13 protein-coding genes are annotated in these 18454 nt (G+C 51.9%); 5 read left to right on the forward strand and 8 right to left on the reverse strand.

The features are described 5' to 3' along the window. Positions 1-15 precede the first annotated feature (15 nt). Genes OGY04_RS06105 through OGY04_RS06115 form a run of 3 tightly spaced genes read right to left on the reverse strand, consistent with a single transcriptional unit; the run spans position 16 to position 3062 of the window. Positions 16-1578, reverse strand: coding sequence for an ABC transporter substrate-binding protein (locus tag OGY04_RS06105; protein ID WP_003832992.1), 1563 nt, complete (start codon positions 1576-1578; stop codon positions 16-18). A 15-nt stretch (positions 1579-1593) separates the two neighbouring features. Continuing rightward, the gene (ddpX, locus tag OGY04_RS06110) at positions 1594-2181 is read right to left on the reverse strand and encodes a D-alanyl-D-alanine dipeptidase (RefSeq protein WP_008784783.1); all 588 of its coding nucleotides are present in this window, start codon (positions 2179-2181) and stop codon (positions 1594-1596) included. A gap of 14 nt (positions 2182-2195) precedes the next feature. Then, complete coding sequence (locus OGY04_RS06115) at positions 2196-3062, reverse strand: MurR/RpiR family transcriptional regulator (RefSeq protein WP_048214192.1); 867 nt, start codon at positions 3060-3062, stop codon at positions 2196-2198. A 401-nt stretch (positions 3063-3463) separates the two neighbouring features. Here OGY04_RS06115 and hdeB point away from each other — a divergent pair, with 401 nt between their 5' ends. From hdeB to OGY04_RS06140, 5 genes are all read left to right on the forward strand, one after another. Beyond that, complete coding sequence (gene hdeB / locus OGY04_RS06120) at positions 3464-3793, forward strand: acid-activated periplasmic chaperone HdeB (RefSeq protein WP_003019999.1); 330 nt, start codon at positions 3464-3466, stop codon at positions 3791-3793. Between the two features lie 155 nt (positions 3794-3948). Continuing rightward, entirely contained in the window at positions 3949-5892 is a 1944-nt protein-coding gene (locus OGY04_RS06125; RefSeq protein WP_111465575.1) for a methyl-accepting chemotaxis protein, read from the forward strand. Positions 5893-6071: 179 nt separating this feature from the next. Further along, positions 6072-6386: a helix-turn-helix domain-containing protein gene (locus OGY04_RS06130; RefSeq protein WP_032943458.1), complete on the forward strand. Its 315-nt coding sequence runs from the start codon at positions 6072-6074 to the stop codon at positions 6384-6386. Further along, on the forward strand, positions 6379-7650 hold the full coding sequence (locus tag OGY04_RS06135; protein WP_048235368.1) for a type II toxin-antitoxin system HipA family toxin: 1272 nt from the start codon (positions 6379-6381) through the stop codon (positions 7648-7650). Before OGY04_RS06130 ends, OGY04_RS06135 begins: the two co-directional genes overlap by 8 nt. 54 nt (positions 7651-7704) lie before the next feature. Beyond that, positions 7705-8223 (forward strand): hypothetical protein, encoded by a 519-nt coding sequence (locus tag OGY04_RS06140; RefSeq protein WP_008784779.1) that lies wholly within the window; start codon positions 7705-7707, stop codon positions 8221-8223. On the opposite strand, the gene OGY04_RS06145 is transcribed toward OGY04_RS06140, so the two are convergent. The 5 genes from OGY04_RS06145 to OGY04_RS06165 all read right to left on the reverse strand — a co-directional run bounded on the left by OGY04_RS06145 (position 8220) and on the right by OGY04_RS06165 (position 18433). Next, entirely contained in the window at positions 8220-9587 is a 1368-nt protein-coding gene (locus OGY04_RS06145; protein ID WP_048235369.1) for a glycoside hydrolase family 10-like protein, read from the reverse strand. The two genes, OGY04_RS06140 and OGY04_RS06145, sit on opposite strands and share 4 nt — an antisense overlap. Before the next feature lie 12 nt (positions 9588-9599). Continuing rightward, the gene (locus OGY04_RS06150) at positions 9600-9887 is read right to left on the reverse strand and encodes a VF530 family protein (protein ID WP_048235370.1); all 288 of its coding nucleotides are present in this window, start codon (positions 9885-9887) and stop codon (positions 9600-9602) included. Between the two features lie 134 nt (positions 9888-10021). Further along, positions 10022-11350 (reverse strand): HlyD family type I secretion periplasmic adaptor subunit, encoded by a 1329-nt coding sequence (locus tag OGY04_RS06155; protein WP_194841943.1) that lies wholly within the window; start codon positions 11348-11350, stop codon positions 10022-10024. Beyond that, on the reverse strand, positions 11350-13089 hold the full coding sequence (locus OGY04_RS06160; RefSeq protein WP_286584957.1) for a type I secretion system permease/ATPase: 1740 nt from the start codon (positions 13087-13089) through the stop codon (positions 11350-11352). The genes OGY04_RS06155 and OGY04_RS06160 overlap by 1 nt, the downstream gene beginning before the upstream one ends. A 10-nt stretch (positions 13090-13099) precedes the next feature. Continuing rightward, complete coding sequence (locus OGY04_RS06165) at positions 13100-18433, reverse strand: peroxidase family protein (protein ID WP_008784774.1); 5334 nt, start codon at positions 18431-18433, stop codon at positions 13100-13102. Positions 18434-18454: the final 21 nt, after the last annotated feature.

An 18454-nucleotide genomic window follows, 5' to 3' on the forward strand; every position in this document is an offset into this window, starting at 1 on the left:
CCGCATAAACGTGGCTTATTTACTCATGGTGGAGATATTGAAGACCTGTTCCAGCATGGGGTTGAATACAAATCCTTTGACGTCTTTGTTCATCGCCAACTGATAGTTTTTCTGGAATAAATAGACGTAGGCCGCTTCATCAATCACGATGGTTTGTGCCTGCTGGTAGTCATTGGTTCTGGCCACCTGATCGGTCGTGGCCAGCGCGCTGCGCAGCAGTTTATCGACCTCACCGTTTTCATAGAACGAACGGTTACCCGGCAAGCCTTTCTTATCTGACTCAAACCAGTAGTTCATAAACATGTACGGGTCGGCAAAATCCGGACTCCAGTTGCCAATGGCAATGTCGTAATCACCTTTGCCCACGCGGTCACGCATGGTGGCGTTTGCCAGTTTTTCCAGTTTCACCTTAATGCCCAGTTTGCCAAGGCTTGCCTGGGTGGCGAGCGCGATAGGTTCCCAGTTAGGGTCATTATCGGAGTACAGGAAGCTCAGGCTTTCAGGTTTGGTGGCAACTTTGTCCCACGCTGCTTTGGCTTTGGCTTCATCAAAGCTGTACTGCATGGCCTTGTCGTCAAAACCCCACATGCCTTCAGGGATCGGGCCACGCATTTGCTTCCCGTTGCCGCTCAGGATCCCGTTGACCATGCCTTTATAATCGGTGGCCCACGAGATGGCGCGGCGTAAATCCACCTGATTGAGCGGCGCTTTACTGTTGTTGAGATACAGATAGGTCACGCGCAATGAGGGATAATCCGCCACGTTCACTTTGCCTTCCTGTTTTAAAGCGGCAAGCTGGTCAACAGGAAGCGCATCGGCAATGTCGATATCACCACGTGACAGTTGCAGGCGACGGGAGGCGCTTTCACCAATGATTTTGACTGAGACACGCTTAAATGTCGGTTTCGCCCCGGCATAATGCGGGTTCGGCACCAGCACCAGTTGTTGTCCCTTTTGCCAGCTCTTCAGCATGAAGGGACCAGAGCCCGCCGTGTTCTGCGCCAGGAATCCGCGGGCATCGTCTGCGGCATGCTCTTTTAAGATGGCCGGGTTAATGATTGAGGCACCGTCATTTGCCAGCGTATACAGAAACGGGGCAAACGGCTGGCTGAGGGTAAATTTCACCGTGTTGTTATCAATGACGTCGACCTTCAGATCTTTTGGGAAAGCCTCCGCAGGCCCCTGACCAATTTTGAGCAAACGTTCAAAGGATTGCTTTACCGCATCTGCCGTTACCGGCGTTCCGTCGGCGAATTTGGCATCGTTTTTCAGGGTAAACGTCCACTCTTTCTGATCGTCAGAGGCTTTCCAGCCGCTGGCTAAATCACCTTCAACTTCCGTGGATCCTTTACCTCCGTCGGTTTTGTATTGAACCAACCGCTGGTAAGAGGGATAGGTAACCGTCCAGTCATTGTTATCGATGGTCACGGCGGGGTCGAGCGTCTGCGGATCGGCGGCTTTACCAATCACCAACATATCTTTGGGAACGGCAGCCTGTGCGGCGGGCAGGGCAAATGCTAACGCAACGGCTATCAGAGCGGGGCGGAAAAACGCGTTTAACGCAGGTGTAGTCTTCATAACCAGGCTCCAGAATTAAAGGGGATGTTGTGTTGTTATGGACGTGACAGTGTAACAATCTATTTGATCGTCAAGCAGCGGGTAACGGGCGGCATCAGGTAATTCAAAATGCCACCATTCACTGTTAATACCGACAAAACCACCGCCAAACATAATGGCATTGAGCAGCAGGCGGTTACGCTGCGCTGCCGGAGGTACAGACGGGTGCCAGGCATGGGAACGGTCGTGCATTTCATCAAAACCGGCCCCCATATCAAGGAGATGGCCGCGATCGTCCATCAACGTAACGTCAATGGCCGTTCCGCGACTGTGATTGGAACCAATTGCGACATCGACAACATACTGCGGGTCGGGACAGGCATTCCACAGTATCGCCTGCGCCTGCTGGGGGCGATACGCGTCGTACACCACAAGCTGCAGGCCGGCCAGTTGCGCAATGCTGATGCTTTTAGCCAGCGCGGTTACCGCCTCAGTGTGCAACAGACAACGCGCTTCCCGGTAGATAGGTGCGCCGGTAATGTTATCGGCAGTAGCGTATTTAAGATCGATATGCAGCGACGGAAATATCACCGACAGATCGACCAGTTCTGGGAGTTCTGACATAGCACGTTTCCTGTTTATTGTTCGAATTGACCAAATTGTTGTTGTAACTGGCGATTGGTTTGCAGGCGTCCTGCGAGGGCGTCACCCAGTTGCGCCACCACCGCAGAAAGTAATAAGTTGAACAGACAGCTCACCGGTGCCAGTGAGTCCCAGAAATGCCCGGTGTCAGTTTTTACCTGAAGTAAATCAATGGAATAATCCCTGGCCCATGGGCACCACACATCGGTAATGAGCGCCAGCGGAATACAGCGCTCTGTGGCGACACGGCAATATTGTCGCGAAATAGCGGAGTAGGCGCGCATATCGGTAATAACCACGTAAGGCTGGCTGAATCCCGAGTTCAGCGACTCAACCCAACTGCCGGACAGGCCTTCGGAGTAGCTGACTTTAGGTCGCAGGTATTCCAGGTGACTAAAAAAGGCGTTGGCGATCCCGCGGGTGGACTGGATCCCGAGGATGTATACGGCTTCCGCATGCGCCAGCTGCTGTGCAATGCGTAAAAACGTTTCGCCTTGTGCGAGCTGGTAGACGTGGGTAATAGCGTCGATCTCCAGCAACAGCGACTGCTGTGCCCGATCCGGCAGGCTTTGTTGCTGGTGCCAGGAGTCCAGTCGTTCATTCATTCCCCAGGGCTGATACGGAACAACGGGCAGTTCACGCAGACTGGCTTTTGCATCCTCCAGGTTACGAAAACCCAGTTTACGCAGATAACGTCCGACGGTAATGCCGCTGGTTCCGGTTGCTTTGGCGATGCCATCTGCGGTTTCAAATGGGATCTGCACAGCATGGGCTAACAGCCACCCGGCCACGCGCTTTTCGCTGGGCGTCAGCTGGCTAAAGGTTTGCTCTATGCGGGTAAATAACTCTGGTTTGGCTGTCATTACCTTCTCGCTGTTAGTTGCCTGTCAGATACCGTATTTCTGTTAGCGAATTAACAATGCAGGACGCGTGCCATGTGCGTAACAGCTGCACGCCGGCTGTTTTTGTTAAAAGCCAACCGATATTCATTAACCAATGATCAACATTTGTGCAGCGTAGTTCAGTTTTGGTGCAACGGTAGAGGAAGAGGGGTATGAATCTGCTGATTTCGTCGGAACGATCACATTGTGGGCAACATTTATCCCTCAGACATAAGAATCAGTAATGGGAAATATAAATTTCAGCCATATCAATAACAGCAATCTTTATTCTTATGACGGTAGGGGTATTATTTTTCGCGAGCTACATTAACGGTGTTAAGCGCAAGTGTAGATATTATTTATATTATAAATGGAGTACTACAATGAATAAATTCTCCCTTTCTACAGCAGGTATTCTGGTCGCAGCGCTGTTAACCAGTGTCAGCGTCAATGCAGCAACAGATAACGCTAAAACTGAAGTGACTCCGAAAGGTATGAACTGCCAGGAGTTTATTGATTTGAACCCACAAACTATGGCTCCGGTGGCCTTCTGGGTGCTCAATGAAGACGAAGACTTCAAAGGTGGTGACTACGTCGACTATAACGAAACCGTTACGACTGCAGTTCCTCTGACCGTTGAACTTTGTAAGAAACATCCGCAGAGTGAATTAAGTAAAATAAAAGACGAAATCAAAAAAGAATTATCTAAATAAGATTAAACCGTTATTAAAACCCAGCCAAAGTGCTGGGTTTTGTTATTTGTGACGCTGTCACTAATTTGTTTTGTGATACTTAAGAAAACTTTATAAAGATATAAACGCCTGTGCCGATACTGGATAAAAGTTAGCCTTTTGCAGAAGGAGTTTGTATGGCCTGGTATCCTACTCGTATTTCAACGCGTTTAACCATCGGCGGCATTCTGCTGCTTGCAGTAACGACCCTTGTTATCGTGGTGATTATGCTCTGGCGCGGTCAGCCGCGCGTCGTTGAAATCAACACAGCTCTGATCGAAGAAACAGGGCAAGGTTTAACCCGTCAGTTGAGTACCGTATTGTCCCGAATTGAAGGTGAGACCGTCAGCCTGTCGCGATTGGCTGAAGTGTTGCCTAACGATGAATCACTGTACCAAAGCGTTGTTCCGCATCTTATTGGTGAAGGTAAAGACTCGATTATAACCGGCGGCGGCATCTGGCCAGAACCAGACGCCTTCACCCCAGGTGTGGAGAAAAGAAGCTTTTTCTGGGCGCGTAATGCTGAAGGAAAGCTGGTGTATTCCAATGATTATAACGTCGAAGGATCGAGTGGATACCACAATGAAAGCTGGTATCAACTGGCCAAAGGCCATTCACAAAACAGCTGTTTATGGTCTGACGTTTACCAGGATGCCAGTTCAGGCGTCAACATGGTGACATGCAGCGTGCCTTATCAACAGGCGGGCAAGTTTGCCGGTGTCGCTACCACTGATATCCGTCTGGATAACGTCGCTACCTTCATGCAGCAGCAGGGAAACAGCACCGGTGGTTACGCGTTTGTGGTAGACAAGCAGGGACAAATTCTCTATTTCCCGCAGGCCGACCTGGCAAAATATAAAACCATTAACGATTTGGCGCAAAGCGCGCAGTGGCTAATCCCGGTGCAAAACGGTCTGAAATCTTTGCGCCCGACAGATGGGGTGAAGACTATCACGCTGGCAAACGACAACGTCCTGAATACCGCGTCACAAGTAATGCTGTTCCCGATGCCAGATACCGGCTGGGTCGTAGGACTTGCAACCCCGGAATCTCGTATTGTCGGTCTTGCCAAAGTGATGATGCAGGACGTTCTGGAAGTATTGATCCCTATCATGACGCTGTTGCTGGTGGGATCATGGCTGGTGGTTCGTCGACTGATTTCACGTCTTGATGATACCCGTCAGGCACTTGATGACATCGCGCAGGGAGAAGGCGATCTTACCCGTCGTCTGGATGTTCGTGGCAAAGACGAGATTTCGGCTATCGCCGAGGCGTTTAACCTGTTCGTCGATAAAATCTCGGCCATCCTGATCACCGTCAGAAGCAGTAGCACAGTGGTAGCGAATAACGCCGTTAGCCTGGCTGACAGTAATATGGAGCTTTCATCTCGCGTAACGCAGCAGGCCGCTGCGCTGGAAGAGAGTTCGGCGGCCATGGAGCAGTTAAATGCGACCGTTCATCAAAACGCCAGTAATACACAACTGGCGGATGAGCTATCCGATAGCACCGCGCAAACGGCCAACCGCTGCGGCGATGTGATGCAGGGCGTGATCTCAACAATGGATAACGTCAGCGCCTCATCCGGCAGAATGGTGGAAATTGTCGCGGTCATCGACAGCATTGCGTTCCAGACCAATATTCTCGCCCTGAATGCCGCGGTTGAAGCCGCCAGAGCGGGCGATGCTGGCAGAGGGTTTGCCGTCGTGGCCTCCGAAGTGCGCACGCTGGCTCAGCGCAGTGCCACCGCCGCCCAGGAAATTAAAACGTTGATTGATGAATCCGTTTCTCATGTTGGTAGCGGAAGTCAGCAAATTCACAATGCCGGTGAGCGTCTGGGAGAACTGGTCAACAATGTGCGTCAGGTGCGCCAGTTGATGGGGGAAATACGCGTTGCGGGTGAAGAACAACGTAAGGGCGTTTCCGAAGTTACGCTGGCCGTTACCGAGATGGACAGCACCGTTCAGCAAAACGCCTCATTAATTGATGATGCCGCAGCACGGACGCAGGCGCTGAAAGAGGAGGCGGAACAACTGGCAATGCTGGTTTCGTCATTCAGACTACCTGAGCCTTCCGTTGCCTGATAACGGCATCATTTCCGGGTGCAGACCTTGTGCCCGGATAACTCCAGTATAATGTCCCTTAAGCAAGATTTTCCGGTTTAACTCCTTTTTATTGTGTCTTATAAGACTTTGAATCATTCCCCACTTAACTCTATAATATTGGGTGTAAAGTCGTTTTTATCCCAATAAGAGCCGATATTATGGATTTAACGCTAAATACTGCAGCCGATATCGTCAAACTACTTTGCGACAGATTGCGTAAAGAACGACTCGCCCGGCAAATGACGCAGGCTGATGTTGCCGCGCGTTCAGGGGTCGGTGTGAATACCGTGTCGAATCTGGAAGCGGGGAAAAATGTAGGATTTGAGAATCTGGTCAAAGTCGCGATGGTGTTAGGCTATGGCGATGCACTGGAGGGGTTATTCAAACCCAGGATTGATAGTCTGGATGATATTTTGCGTTACGAAAAGAGCGCGGCACGTCAGCGGATCAAAAGGAAAAATTCTGATGCCTGAGCAAGTTGATGTCTTCTATGAAGGCTGGGGTGAGAAATGGCTGTGGGGCAAACTGGTGTCTTCCACAGCCCTGACCGGACGTCCGTTGATCGCCTTTGAATACAGTGAAGAGGCCTTACGTAAGGGGCTGGAACTGTCCCGACTGATGTTACCGCTGAACGGTCCCCGTTTACGCAGGGATTTCCCGGCTCATCAGCTGGGATTACCTGGGCCAGTCTATGATTCGCTACCTGACGGCTGGGGTATGCTGTTGATGGACCGACTATTTAAACGCCGCGGGCTCAACGCAGCACGCATTGGTCCATTGGAGCGCTTAACCTGGGTCGGCAACAACGCGATGGGCGCCATGACATTCCAGCCCGTTCAGTCAGATGCCGAGACGCTGTCAAAAGAGGATGTTCCTCTCGCACAACTGGCCGCTGAGGTTCAGGAAGTCCTGAGCGGCGAAGGCGGGGAATTCTTGCAAAAACTACTCCAGATGGGCGGTTCGCCACAGGGAGCAAGGCCTAAGGCGTTACTTTATCGTGACACTGTCACGTCTAAATTCACCACGGCGCCGCTACCCGGGAGCGAAAGCTGGCTGATAAAATTTCCCGCCAGGCATGAGCATGCTGAGGTATGTGCCATCGAAGCGGTTTATGCTGAATGCTTGCGCCAATGTGGGATAACCACGCCTGATACGGCGTATTTCAATCTGCCCGGCGGACAGGCGGCATTTGCCACTCGCCGTTTCGACCGTGACCAGTCGACACGAATTCCTATGCAGAGCCTGGCGGCACTTACCGGGGCAAATTACCAGATACCCGGCGCTTTAGACTACCGGGATTTTCTGCGCGCCACGCAGATTTGTACCAATGATGTCAGAGAAAAGGCAAAAGCGTTCGAACGCGTGGTTTTCAACGTGGCATTTAACAACCGCGACGATCATCCGAAGAATTTTGCCTATTTAATGTCAGCTGATGGAGACTGGACTCTGGCTCCGGCTTACGATGTCACCTGGTGCGAAGGGCCTGGCGGGTATCACCAAATGGACGTGCAGGGAGAGGCGCTGGATATCGAAAGAAAGCACCTTCAGTCGCTTGGCGTTCAGGAAGCTGAGTTATCTGCTGACCATGTGAACGGCATAATCGAAAAAGTCTGTCACTTTGCCACGGCATTGAGCGCTATCGCCAGGGACAAATACCCCGATCAGATAACGCAATCCACGCTGAAGACGATTCAGAAACAAATTGATGATAATGTCCGTCGGTTAATGTCCCGGTAACGCAGATACAGCCGCTACACTTAGCGAAGAATTAAATCTGAGCGGGGCAATGTTATGGCTGAATTTGTCTTGGGTATGCTGGAACACACGCCAGTTTGGGTGTATCTGCTGTTTGCCTTTCTACTTTACAGAGGGATTAAAGCCAGAACACCCGCCACCGTCACGCTGGAAAAGCTGGCGCTGATCCCGGCTATTTTTCTGTTCTGGGATATCTACGATTTAATCACTTATCGCGACCCGACCCTCATTACCTATATCCAGTGGACGATAGGTATTATCAGCGGCGCGATAATTGGCTACATATTAATTAACCCAGACCGTTTGAGCCGCAGTAGCGCACCGCGGAGTATTCATCGTCCGGCAGATTATTCCGCATTGCCATTTATGCTGCTGGCATTTGGCGTTAAGTACGTTCTTGGCGTACTTAACGCCACTGCTCCCGACGTTTTACGTCAACCCGCAATGAGCGCTCTGGCTATCATTACAGGCGGCATGTTCGCCGGCGTTTTTGTGGGGAAATTTACCCGCTACGTGAGCGTCTGGCTCAGACTTCCCACTCAGGACAACTATTAACGTCCCCAACGATTACGAATATAGGTCACGGCTTCCTGCGTTTGCGGTTGATTAAGATAATCTTCGCGAAACAGGATCGTGCCGTTGATGTACGGTTCGGATTCGTTTAAATCGAGCTGCTTTTTCAGTTCCGGCACACCGCCTTTTACCGTCCAGTCTGGCTCTTTTCTCGATGGTTCACCAACTTTATACAGCGCTACACCAATGTAGAGGCGGGTGTTGGTTGATTTCACGACATCTGCCCACCATTTTGCCAGTACATCGTAACGCGCTGCGTCGCGGGCAAAAGGCCAGTAGAGTTGCGGTGCAATGTAATCCAGCAAACCTAGTTGCACCCAACGGCGGGTGTCTGCATACGACTCATCATACGCTGCCGCGCCGCGCGTGTCGGAGCCCGCTGGATCGTGCGAACGGTTGCGCCACACGCCCGCAGGACTGACGCCGAATTCAACCTCAGGCTTGAGTTTCTTGATGGTCCGCGAAACCTGGGCAATCAGCCGTTGCGTGTTATCGCGACGCCAGTCAGCCTTGGAGGCGAATCCCTGGCCGTATCTTCTGAAGGTCTGGCTGTCGTTGAGCGCAGAGCCGGGAGATTCGGTATAGAAGTAATCATCAAACTGCACGCCGTCAACCGGGTAATTCTCAACCACTTCCGCCACGATGCTGGTGATCCAGTCGCGCACGTCGGGAATACCGGGGTCTAACACAAAACGCTCGCCCGCAGTGCGGATCCAGTCCCGATGCAGGACGTATACGCTGGACGGTGTCTGTGACAGAGTGCTGTTTAACTCAGTGACCGTCGAAGGTTTGGTGTTTACGGACACGCGGTAGGGGTTAAGCCAGGCATGAACTTTCATTCCGCGTTTATGCGCTTCATCGAGCATAAACTGCAGCGGATCGTAACCCGGATCCTGGCCAATCGTACCGGTCAGGGTATCTGACCACGGTAGGATCTTTGACTTCCACAATGCGGTCCCATCGGGCTTAACCTGGAAAAAAACGGTGTTAATACCAAGCCGTTTCAGGTTGTCCAGCTTATCCGTCAGCGCTTTTTGCTGCAGGCTGATGCGTACGGCAGGCGAACTGATGTTCACGGATGAGATAGGCGGCCAGTCAAGACGAGAAACCGTGGCCAGCCAGATCCCGCGCACTGGCTCCTTGCTCTGCTGTGGTTTGCTCACCGGAGGTAGCGGAGTGGTTTTGGGGCCGGGCGGTTGTGAAGAACAGCTGCCAAGTAACAACATACTGCCCACAAGTACAGCAAACCATTTCATGTTGGTCAGCGGTAGTCTGGCACGAGAACGGGCGAGAATATTCGCCAGTTTTTTCTGATAATTTCCTGAAAAGAAACCGGATGCTGCCATCTGATTTTGCTCTTATTTCTTTTTATTGCGGCTGTTAGCCCAGGGATCGAAGGCCGGTTCGGGGGTGTTGTTTGAGGCCAGGTCATGCAGCGAATCAAGGTACAGCGCTTCAACTTCTGCCCGCGCCCACGGCGTACGGCGCAGAAACTTCAGACTGGATTTAACACTCGGTTCATTTTTAAAGCAGTTGATATTAATGTGTTGCGCCAGTTCAGCCCAACCATAACGTTCAACCAGGGCATTGACCTGCATTTCAAGCGTTACGCCATGTAAAGGGTCTTTAGAAATATGAGCATTCATATGAAGTCCAGTTCAGTGGTTCCAGATTTTGTCAGTAGTGTGACGGGAAGAAGGTTACAAGAAAGCAAAGCTGCCAGCAACGGCAGAAAGCGGTATGGCGCGACAAGCCGTACGCCATACCGGCAATGGATGGCTCAATACTCTTTAAAAGCCAGTTCCAGACGGGCAATCAACGGTTTAAACAGGTAACTCATCAGGGTTCGTTCACCGGTCTTGATCGTCACGCTGGCAGGCATTCCCGCTTTAATTTTGTAATCGCCCAGCAAACGTGCGCCCTCTGCTGAAACCTGTACTTCCGCAAGGTAGTAAGGCTGCTGAGTGGTTTCATCAATTAAGCGGTCCGCCGAGATAGTCAGAACCCGGGCCGGAACCGACGGCAACAGGGCATGGTTAAGGGCAGGGAAAAGCACATCAACGGTTAAGCCGGGGACCAGTTTATCAATGGCATGCACGGGTATTTTGGCATCAATTTGCATGGGTTGTCCGGCGGCGACAATATCCATAAGATGTTCGCCGGGTTGAATGACGCCGCCCACGGTACTGACTTTAACATCCAGCACGATACCGTTAATCGGTGAGCGGATCTCGGTGTTATCCAGCTCGTGACGGGTGGACACCAGTTCATCCTCCAGCATTGCCACTTCTTTTTGGTTTTCCGTCAGTTCAGACTCAACTTCACGTAAATATTGATGACGCACCTGGTAGGCTTTAATTTTTAATTCGTTTTGCTGCGATTTCAGTTTGGCAATATTAAGAATATCTTCTGAAACGCTGCCAGATATTTCAGCCGCTTCGCGCTCCAGCACCAGTAATTGCGCTTTGGGGTAATAGTTCTTTTCGCTCAGCGCGCGAATAGCCCCCAACTCCCGGTTAATCAGAGAAAACTGGTGGTCGCGATAGCCTTTTATTTTATTGAGATTATCCGTTTGCCCAACCAGACCATCGAGCGTCTCCTCAATCATCGACAGTTCGTCCTGAATCGTTTTGCGACGCGTATCGAAAAGCTTGGCCTGCAGATTTCTGACTTCTGTCAGCCGTTTATTGCCAGAGAATTGCTGCGTCAGCGTCGTATTAAAGCGGATCGCTTCCAGGCCATCGCGTTCTGCCAACAGGCGATCTTCGATACTTTTTGCAGAAATATACTGGGCATTTAACGCGCTGAAACGCATTTCGAGCTGCATTTTATCCAACCGGACGAGAACCTGATTTTTCTTCACGAAGTCGCCTTCTTTGATAAAGATATCCGTTACCCGACCGCCGCTCAGATGCTGAATGGTTTTGCGGTTACTCGATACGGTTACCGTACCATCAGCGACCACGCCCGCATCTAATGGAGCTTGCACTGCCCAGAGGATAAAACTACCGACACCAAGCACAATGACGATCACGCCCCGGATAATCGGCGACCAGATATTGGTATCTACGCCAGCAGATGCCGTGTTGTGGGGATTCTTTTTCATCATCAGGCCTCACGTTGCTGTTCAGTCGTGGATGGAGAAGGCGTAGCCACCGGTTTCAGTACGTTGGCCTGACGCAAATGGGCAAAAACCTGATCGCGGGTACCAAACTCCTGTATGGCGCCATCGTTAAGCAGCAAAACCTTATTGACCACGCCGAGCAGCGTCGGGCGGTGTGAGATAATGACGGTAGTTTGTCCCTGTGTACGCAGGGTATTGATGGCTTTAACGAGTGCAAATTCACCCGCGTCGTCAAGATTAGCATTCGGTTCATCAAGCACGATGAACGCAGGATTGTTATACACGGCGCGTGCCAGCCCGATACGCTGCCGCTGCCCGCCGGAGAGCTGGTATCCGCCTGTGCCCAACAGCGTGTCATAACCTTGTGGCAAGCGCAGGATCATCTCATGAACGCCTGCCAGTAATGCGGCGGCGACGATAAGCTCACTGTCATTCTGCGCGAAGCGGGCAATGTTTTGCGCGATGGTACCGTCAAACAGTTCCACATCCTGCGGCAGATAGCCAATAGACGGGCCCAGCAGCGCTTTATCCCACTGACAAATATCTGCGCCGTCTAATCTGACTTTCCCTGATATCGGTTTCCAGACGCCAACCAGAACCTTTGCCAGCGAGGTTTTCCCTGAGGCTGAGGGGCCGATAATCCCCAGAACTTCACCTTGCTCCAGCTGGAATGAGATATTACGCAGTAGCGGGGAAGGCTGGCCGGGGGCAGCGGCGAAGACGCTTTCGACGCTGATGTTGCCGTTCGGACGCGGCAGGGTCAGTACCTCTTTCGGTGCCGGATACTCCTTCAGCAAGGTTGAGAGCTGATGCCACGCGCTACGAAACTGCACGAACTGCTTCCAGCTGCCAATAACTTGTTCTACCGGGTTGAGGACGCGGCCAAGAATGATCGAGGCGGCGATCATCAAGCCCGGAGTAATATGGCCGCCGATCACCAGTAAAGCCCCTGCGCCCAGCGCAATAGATTGCAGCAACACCCGCACAAAGCGGCTGAGGCTGCTTAACCCGGCCGTTTTGTCGGCAATCTGCGTTTGTAGTGCCAGCACTTTGTTATGTTGCTCCTGCCAGTTGGACTTCAGGGTCGAAAGCATCCCCATCGCCTCAATGGCATCGGCGTTTTGCAGCTGTTTATTCAGTTTGCTGGCATTGTTAATGGTTAAGGCGTGCGCTTGCTGAATCGGGCGCTTGGTAGAGATTTCAGATACCAGCGTCAGAATGAATAATAACGTTATTCCGCCGAGAGAAAGGTATCCCAGCAGGGGATGGACCAAAAAGGCGATGAACAGATATATCGGCGTCCAGGGAATATCCAGTAAGGCGAATAGACTATTCCCGGAAAGAAACTGACGAACCTGATCCAGCTCGGCTAAAGATTGCGCCGGGTTGTTATCGCCGGTAACCATCTTTCTTTTAAAGGCTGCGTTAAAGACCAACTGGCTTAGCTTTATATCAAGCCGGTTGCCAAGTCTGACCATAACCTGCGCGCGGGCAGATTCAATCATGGCAATAACGATGTACAAGCCGACAATCAATAAGGTCAACATTAACAGCGTGGTGGTATTTTTACTGACCAGCACACGGTCGTATACCTGTAGCATATAAATTGCCGGCGCCAGCATAAGCATATTAATCACACAACTAAAAAACAGCAGCATCAGAAAAGTGGGTTTCGTTCCTTTTAATGCATCATTCAGTTCTGTTGGCGTATGCTGGCGCGACATAGTCTTCTCCTTATACGATCAATGAACTATTGCCGTTGTTACTGGCAAGGGTAGTGGGCATTTCCAGATAAAAGTCACCAATATTCACGGTGGTTGAGTTGACGCCCACCAATGTGATGGTATCTGTACCGATAGTCACAATGGTGTTGCCATTGTTTCCGGTGATAGACACGCTGCTGGCAAAATTACCCGCGTTGATACCTAACAAGACGAGATCAAGGAAGTCCTGCCCGCCGTTGGGGTTACTGTCAAAACCGGTAATTCGGTCCTGCCCAAAGTTGGCGCCAAAGGCAAAGATATCGCTCCCGGCACCACCGTCCAGAATGTCGTTACCTTCCTGACCATTAAGAATATCGTCCCCGCTACCGCCGGAAAGGGTATCCGCGCCCGCACCGCCAATCATGACGTCGTTGCCAACTCCACCTTGCAGATTATCAGCGCCATCTCCGCCATCGAGGAAGTCATTCCCGATACCACCAAACAACTGGTCGTTACCGCCCATGCCGAACAGATAGTCGTTACCGGTCCCTCCCGTAATGGTGTTCGCAATGGCATTACCGGTACCGATAAAACTACCACTGCCGGTAAATACCAGTTCTTCCACGTTATCGGTGAGGTCGTAGCTGCTGAGGTTGGTTCGGACAACGTCCGTGCCACCATTCACACCTTCGATAACTACATCACCGAAATCATCAACAATGTAGGTATCATCGCCCGTGCCGCCGGTCATACTGTCGGCACCAAGCCCGCCATCAAGCGTGTCATTACCGGCATCACCTTGCAGAATATCTTGCCCCGCCTGACCAGAGAGGTTGTCGTTTCCCGCACCGCCAATGAGCAGATCGTCACCTGCACCGCCGAGTAAGGTGTCATTACCGCCTTCACCGCGTAGGATATCGCTCCAGGCAGTACCGACGAGGGTGTTAGCCCCGTTGGTACCCACAATCAGATCGCCCACGGGCTGGGTGGTGGTCGACGTCAGGACAACAGGGGGGTTGCCTTCATCGTCGACGACGGTAACGACCACCTGCAACGTTCTGCCAACCATAGCCTGGCCCGGCGTATAGGTGGCGGAAGTCGCACCGTTAATGTTGACGAATCCGGTTGGCGAACTCATTCTCCATTGATAAGTGAAATTACCGCCGCTCAGACCATCGGCGTCAGCAATGCCTGAAACCACCGCGGTCAGCGTCAGGCTTTCAGTTGGGGTGAGGTCGTTAATTACCGGCACACCAGTCGTGGCCTGATTTCGCGGTAGGATCGCCTGAGTTTGTGCCGACACCAGGGTTTCAGCGTCACCCATGCGGTCGTTAAAGCTGGCTACCACACGCAGCGGTGCGCCCTGAATAGCACCAGGCACTCTGAACTCAACGCCGGTTGCCTGATCTCGCCATTGGCCGTTGACGAATGCCTGCCAGGTCATGGTGATGGCCACATCCGCCGCAAGCCCGTTACCATCCAGCAAGTTCGCCACGTTGACGCGCAGCAGGTCGCCCACCGAAGGGTTAGGGTTACTGATGGTCAGATCGCCCGTCGCTTGTTGCCCCGTCACCCACAGCTGCTTCCCATCGCCAAACTCCAGTTTTTCGATGTTCAACAGACGATCGATGCCATCATTCAGGTTCAGCGCGGCATCCGGCGTGGCGTGATCGACGCGCAGGCTACCGTCCGCCATACGGGTAAAGACATAGTTGCTGCTGACATCACGGTACACCGCGACGTCAGTTTCCGTGCCGTTACCTTCATGCAGGATTTCTCGCACAATCGACAGCTGATTCGGTTTCAGCGTGCCGGCCAGCATGTACGATTTCAGTTCAGCCATACCTTCGGCGCTGGTGAGCCCTGCCATACCCGTAACGGCAATACGCACGTTGAGCCATGCATCACCATCAATGATATCGTTACCGGCTTTACCCATAATGCGGTCGCTACCGCCACCGCCGAGTAAAATATCGCTACCATCATCAGGATTCAGGAGCACCGCGTCCGGATTTGTAGAACGCTCTACGCCGAGAATAGCCTGTAAACCGGTGATCCGATCCGCACCTTCCTGGGTCAGGTTGTTAGAGAGGGGAACGCCCTGAACAGGCGCAGTACCTATCGGCTGTTCTGTCCCGGTCAGGATATCGTCGTATTTCCAGCCCGACAGCCCTTCAACAAGATCAAAACGGTCGCGTAGAATAAACTCCTGCTGGTTGACGAAAATAGGGATCCCAAGGTCAGAGTTAGCGCCATTTGGGTCGCCTTTATGGATAGCCCAGTCGAAACCGGCCATGCCATTATTGCGCTGGATCCCCGCGCCCTGAACCATGATGTCGTCACCGGCTTCGCCATCGTAGTCGGTGTCGTTACCCTGACCGTTGAGGACATCGTGACCGATAATGGTACTGTTGAAGAACAACTCGGAGTTGTCACCCGCCAGCGTGTCAAACCCGTCACCGCCTTCCAGCCAGTCATCGCCTTCGTTGCCCATCAGGAAATCACCACCTGAGCCGCCAAGCGCAAAGTCGTTATCTTGACCCGAGAAGACCTCCTGTGCATCTTCGCCGACCACCACGAAGTCGCTACCACTGCCACCAAAGACCAGATCGTTTCCGTTACCGGAGAAGATAACGTCATGTCCGGCATCACCGTGCAGGAAGTCCGCATCACCCACAGGCGTACCGGTATCGGTAATAATGTCATCACCGTCACCGCCATGGACCACGTCTGCTTCGTCGCCGCCGTCCAGTCGGTCATCTCCGCCATCACCCCACAGACTGTCGATCCCTTTACCGCCGATTAACGTATCATTGCCTGCCGTCCCTCCAAGCACCACATGCCCATCGCCGGTATATTTCAGATACCCGCCATCGGCAAAACTATCGCCGTCAACATCCACACCTGGGTCGCGACGCACCAACAACGGCGAGAGCAGATCCTTCAGCGGATTGCCCCATTTCGGGTCGATTTCCGTTTGCAGCACGCGGTTCACTTCAAAAATATGGTCCGGTGTCTGGAACAGATTTGCGGGCAGGTGGGAGGATCCCTCATCACCAAGATCGCTGTTACGCATTACTAGTGCGGAAAACGAGTTGGCCTCCAGTTCATTGAGTAAGTTCAATCCCTGAACGCGGCTCAGATAGTAGAAACGATCGCCGTCCTGAAGCATTTCCATTTGTGTTTCAAAGACGAAGTTGAAGGTTGAGCCGAGCATGCCGCCAAATTCATTTTTGCGCTCTGCCAGCCCGCCAATCCAGAAATCGACCATATTCAGGCCGGTCTCTTTGGTTGCCCACGCTCCGGTACTGTTAAAGAAATCCATCGCATCCGCAGGCGGGGCATTGTTAGCATCACCAAACAACAGGAAGTTTACCGCTGCACGCTTACCTTCAAGGCTGGTGGCATTGAGGATCAGCTCATGCTGACCATAGGCGGCCATAAAGTTAATGATTGAAGCGGGATTTTTCAGGTAGGTAGTGAAGTCAGCCCAACTGGTATAAGGCTTCAGTTGACTATCACCGCTTAATGCAAAAAACTGCTCGCGGGCCTGGTTCAGCGTCGGCATTGCGGTGTCACGGCCACGGGCTATATTAAGCGCGCCTAAATCGAGGGGCAGGCCGATGAGATTATTACGCAGAGCATCGGTAATAAATTCATCAATTTCGTTACCCACCTGACGCGTCATACCACGCACAATTGCGCCAATAGCCTGATCGTCCGTGACGGTGGCCCCGTTGATTTGATTAAATGCTACCGGATTCAGGAATGCTGAAATCAGGTCAATATCACCGCTTTGCATATCAATGTCGGTGCGCGCCACGGTTTCTGTCAGCATTGAATGCCCGAAACGGTAAACCACATGCGCAAACTCGGCAAAGATCATCGGGTTTATATCCGCCGTGTTGGAGAAAACAAACGGATCGACGGCGGGTTGTACGGTACGGGCAAACTCCTCGAAGACGAGGTGCTGATATTGCATTTCCGTGGAGAAACGACCTGCCTGGAATAGGTACTCACCGTTCCATACCAGCGTACTGGTATCGGCAGGTAATTCCGTGATTTGATGATTGGGCATCAACCACTGATTAATGAGGTCGATATCACCGGTTTCCAGCAGTGTTGTTTTATATTGCTCAACCAGACGGTTATGCTCGCTGTGAAAAACGGCGTGCACCGCGGTTAAACCTATATTTTCGTTCCCACGCCCGTCACCGGTAATAAAGTGACGATCGAGCAGTTCGTTATCATAGGTTCCTGCCGGTTGCGCTCCTTCGCCCCCAATCGCAGTGTCATCATCTGCCAGCAGACCCGCTTTTGGCGCGGCAGTATGCGCAATATCATCAAGAAACGCATGGCCGGTGCGGAATGTTCCCTCAGGCAACAGACCGCCGTTGGCTTCAACCAGTCCCCCGGTGGTAACAATCTGTACCTTTCCATTTTCACTTAAAATCAAATTACCATAGCGATCCGTAGCCAGCAGGGGAACATTAAACACATCCTGATCGGTGAGTTTAATGCCAAGCAGGGTTTCAGCCTGGTTTTTAACGTCGGCCCAGGTCGCCAGTCCACCGTTCGCACCGCCTAATAAATTCCCGGTAGGCTCAGGTTTCCCATCAATAATGACGTATTCGCGGATGAAAATCTGATGTGAAGGATGGGAGGTGTAGGTTTGGTTTTGGTCGATGAAGGGGGTCGTCAGGTTTACTGTCTCTCGATTTTCATCCACCGTTGCCCGGGTTAATAGCATAAAGTTTGTTGACGACCCTTCCACATATAAAGGGTCATCCGGCTGTAGCGGAATGAAAACGATACCGTTGCCTCCTTTGGGAATCAAATCCAGACCGTGGTCAAAAAACTGGCCAAAGAAGGTCATCCAACCGTTAAAAGCAGGGGAGAGACCGATATCGGGAGACTGGTTAGGAATGGATAACGTTTCTCCGTCTCCTGTAATAGTCCCCCCGCCGGGAGCATCTTTTAACGCGTTAAATACCTCCAGCGCGGCTGGGTTAGATGCCGTTTGATCGGAAATTAAGTTACTAATAATACGTGGGTCGGCATCAATAACGGTGCCACCAATTTGGATATAACTGGTCATTTGGTCCGCATCTTGCCAGTTTAACGCGGTTAATCTCGGCATTGTCTGGTCGGCAGAGCCATATAACTCCTGACCCGGTAGAAGATTATTCCATGAACCATCTACCGTGCGAAGTCCATAAGGTAATAGCGGGCTGGAAACTAATTCTCTAAGCAATTCAGCATTAACGCTACCATCTGGGTTAGTTGCCGCTTCGGATATTTTGATCTGCTTAAGAATAAAAGCAAGATCGTGCAGGGTGACAGTAAAGTCATATTGTGAGGCCATAAGTCATTACCCCTATCTTTA

The sequence above is a fragment of the Citrobacter sp. Cpo091 genome (assembly GCF_030332645.1).
GTDB classification, from domain to species: Bacteria; Pseudomonadota; Gammaproteobacteria; order Enterobacterales; family Enterobacteriaceae; genus Citrobacter; species Citrobacter portucalensis.

Coding starts and splice junctions, on each gene's coding strand:
- hdeB (WP_003019999.1), top strand. CDS start 3,464: ATGAATAAATTCTCCCTTTCTACAGCAGGTATTCTGGTCGCAGCGCTG.
- OGY04_RS06160 (WP_286584957.1), bottom strand. CDS start 13,089: ATGTCGCGCCAGCATACGCCAACAGAACTGAATGATGCATTAAAAGGA.
- OGY04_RS06140 (WP_008784779.1), top strand. CDS start 7,705: ATGGCTGAATTTGTCTTGGGTATGCTGGAACACACGCCAGTTTGGGTG.
- OGY04_RS06155 (WP_194841943.1), bottom strand. CDS start 11,350: ATGATGAAAAAGAATCCCCACAACACGGCATCTGCTGGCGTAGATACC.
- OGY04_RS06115 (WP_048214192.1), bottom strand. CDS start 3,062: ATGACAGCCAAACCAGAGTTATTTACCCGCATAGAGCAAACCTTTAGC.
- OGY04_RS06150 (WP_048235370.1), bottom strand. CDS start 9,887: ATGAATGCTCATATTTCTAAAGACCCTTTACATGGCGTAACGCTTGAA.
- OGY04_RS06145 (WP_048235369.1), bottom strand. CDS start 9,587: ATGGCAGCATCCGGTTTCTTTTCAGGAAATTATCAGAAAAAACTGGCG.
- OGY04_RS06125 (WP_111465575.1), top strand. CDS start 3,949: ATGGCCTGGTATCCTACTCGTATTTCAACGCGTTTAACCATCGGCGGC.
- OGY04_RS06135 (WP_048235368.1), top strand. CDS start 6,379: ATGCCTGAGCAAGTTGATGTCTTCTATGAAGGCTGGGGTGAGAAATGG.
- OGY04_RS06130 (WP_032943458.1), top strand. CDS start 6,072: ATGGATTTAACGCTAAATACTGCAGCCGATATCGTCAAACTACTTTGC.
- OGY04_RS06165 (WP_008784774.1), bottom strand. CDS start 18,433: ATGGCCTCACAATATGACTTTACTGTCACCCTGCACGATCTTGCTTTT.
- ddpX (WP_008784783.1), bottom strand. CDS start 2,181: ATGTCAGAACTCCCAGAACTGGTCGATCTGTCGGTGATATTTCCGTCG.
- OGY04_RS06105 (WP_003832992.1), bottom strand. CDS start 1,578: ATGAAGACTACACCTGCGTTAAACGCGTTTTTCCGCCCCGCTCTGATA.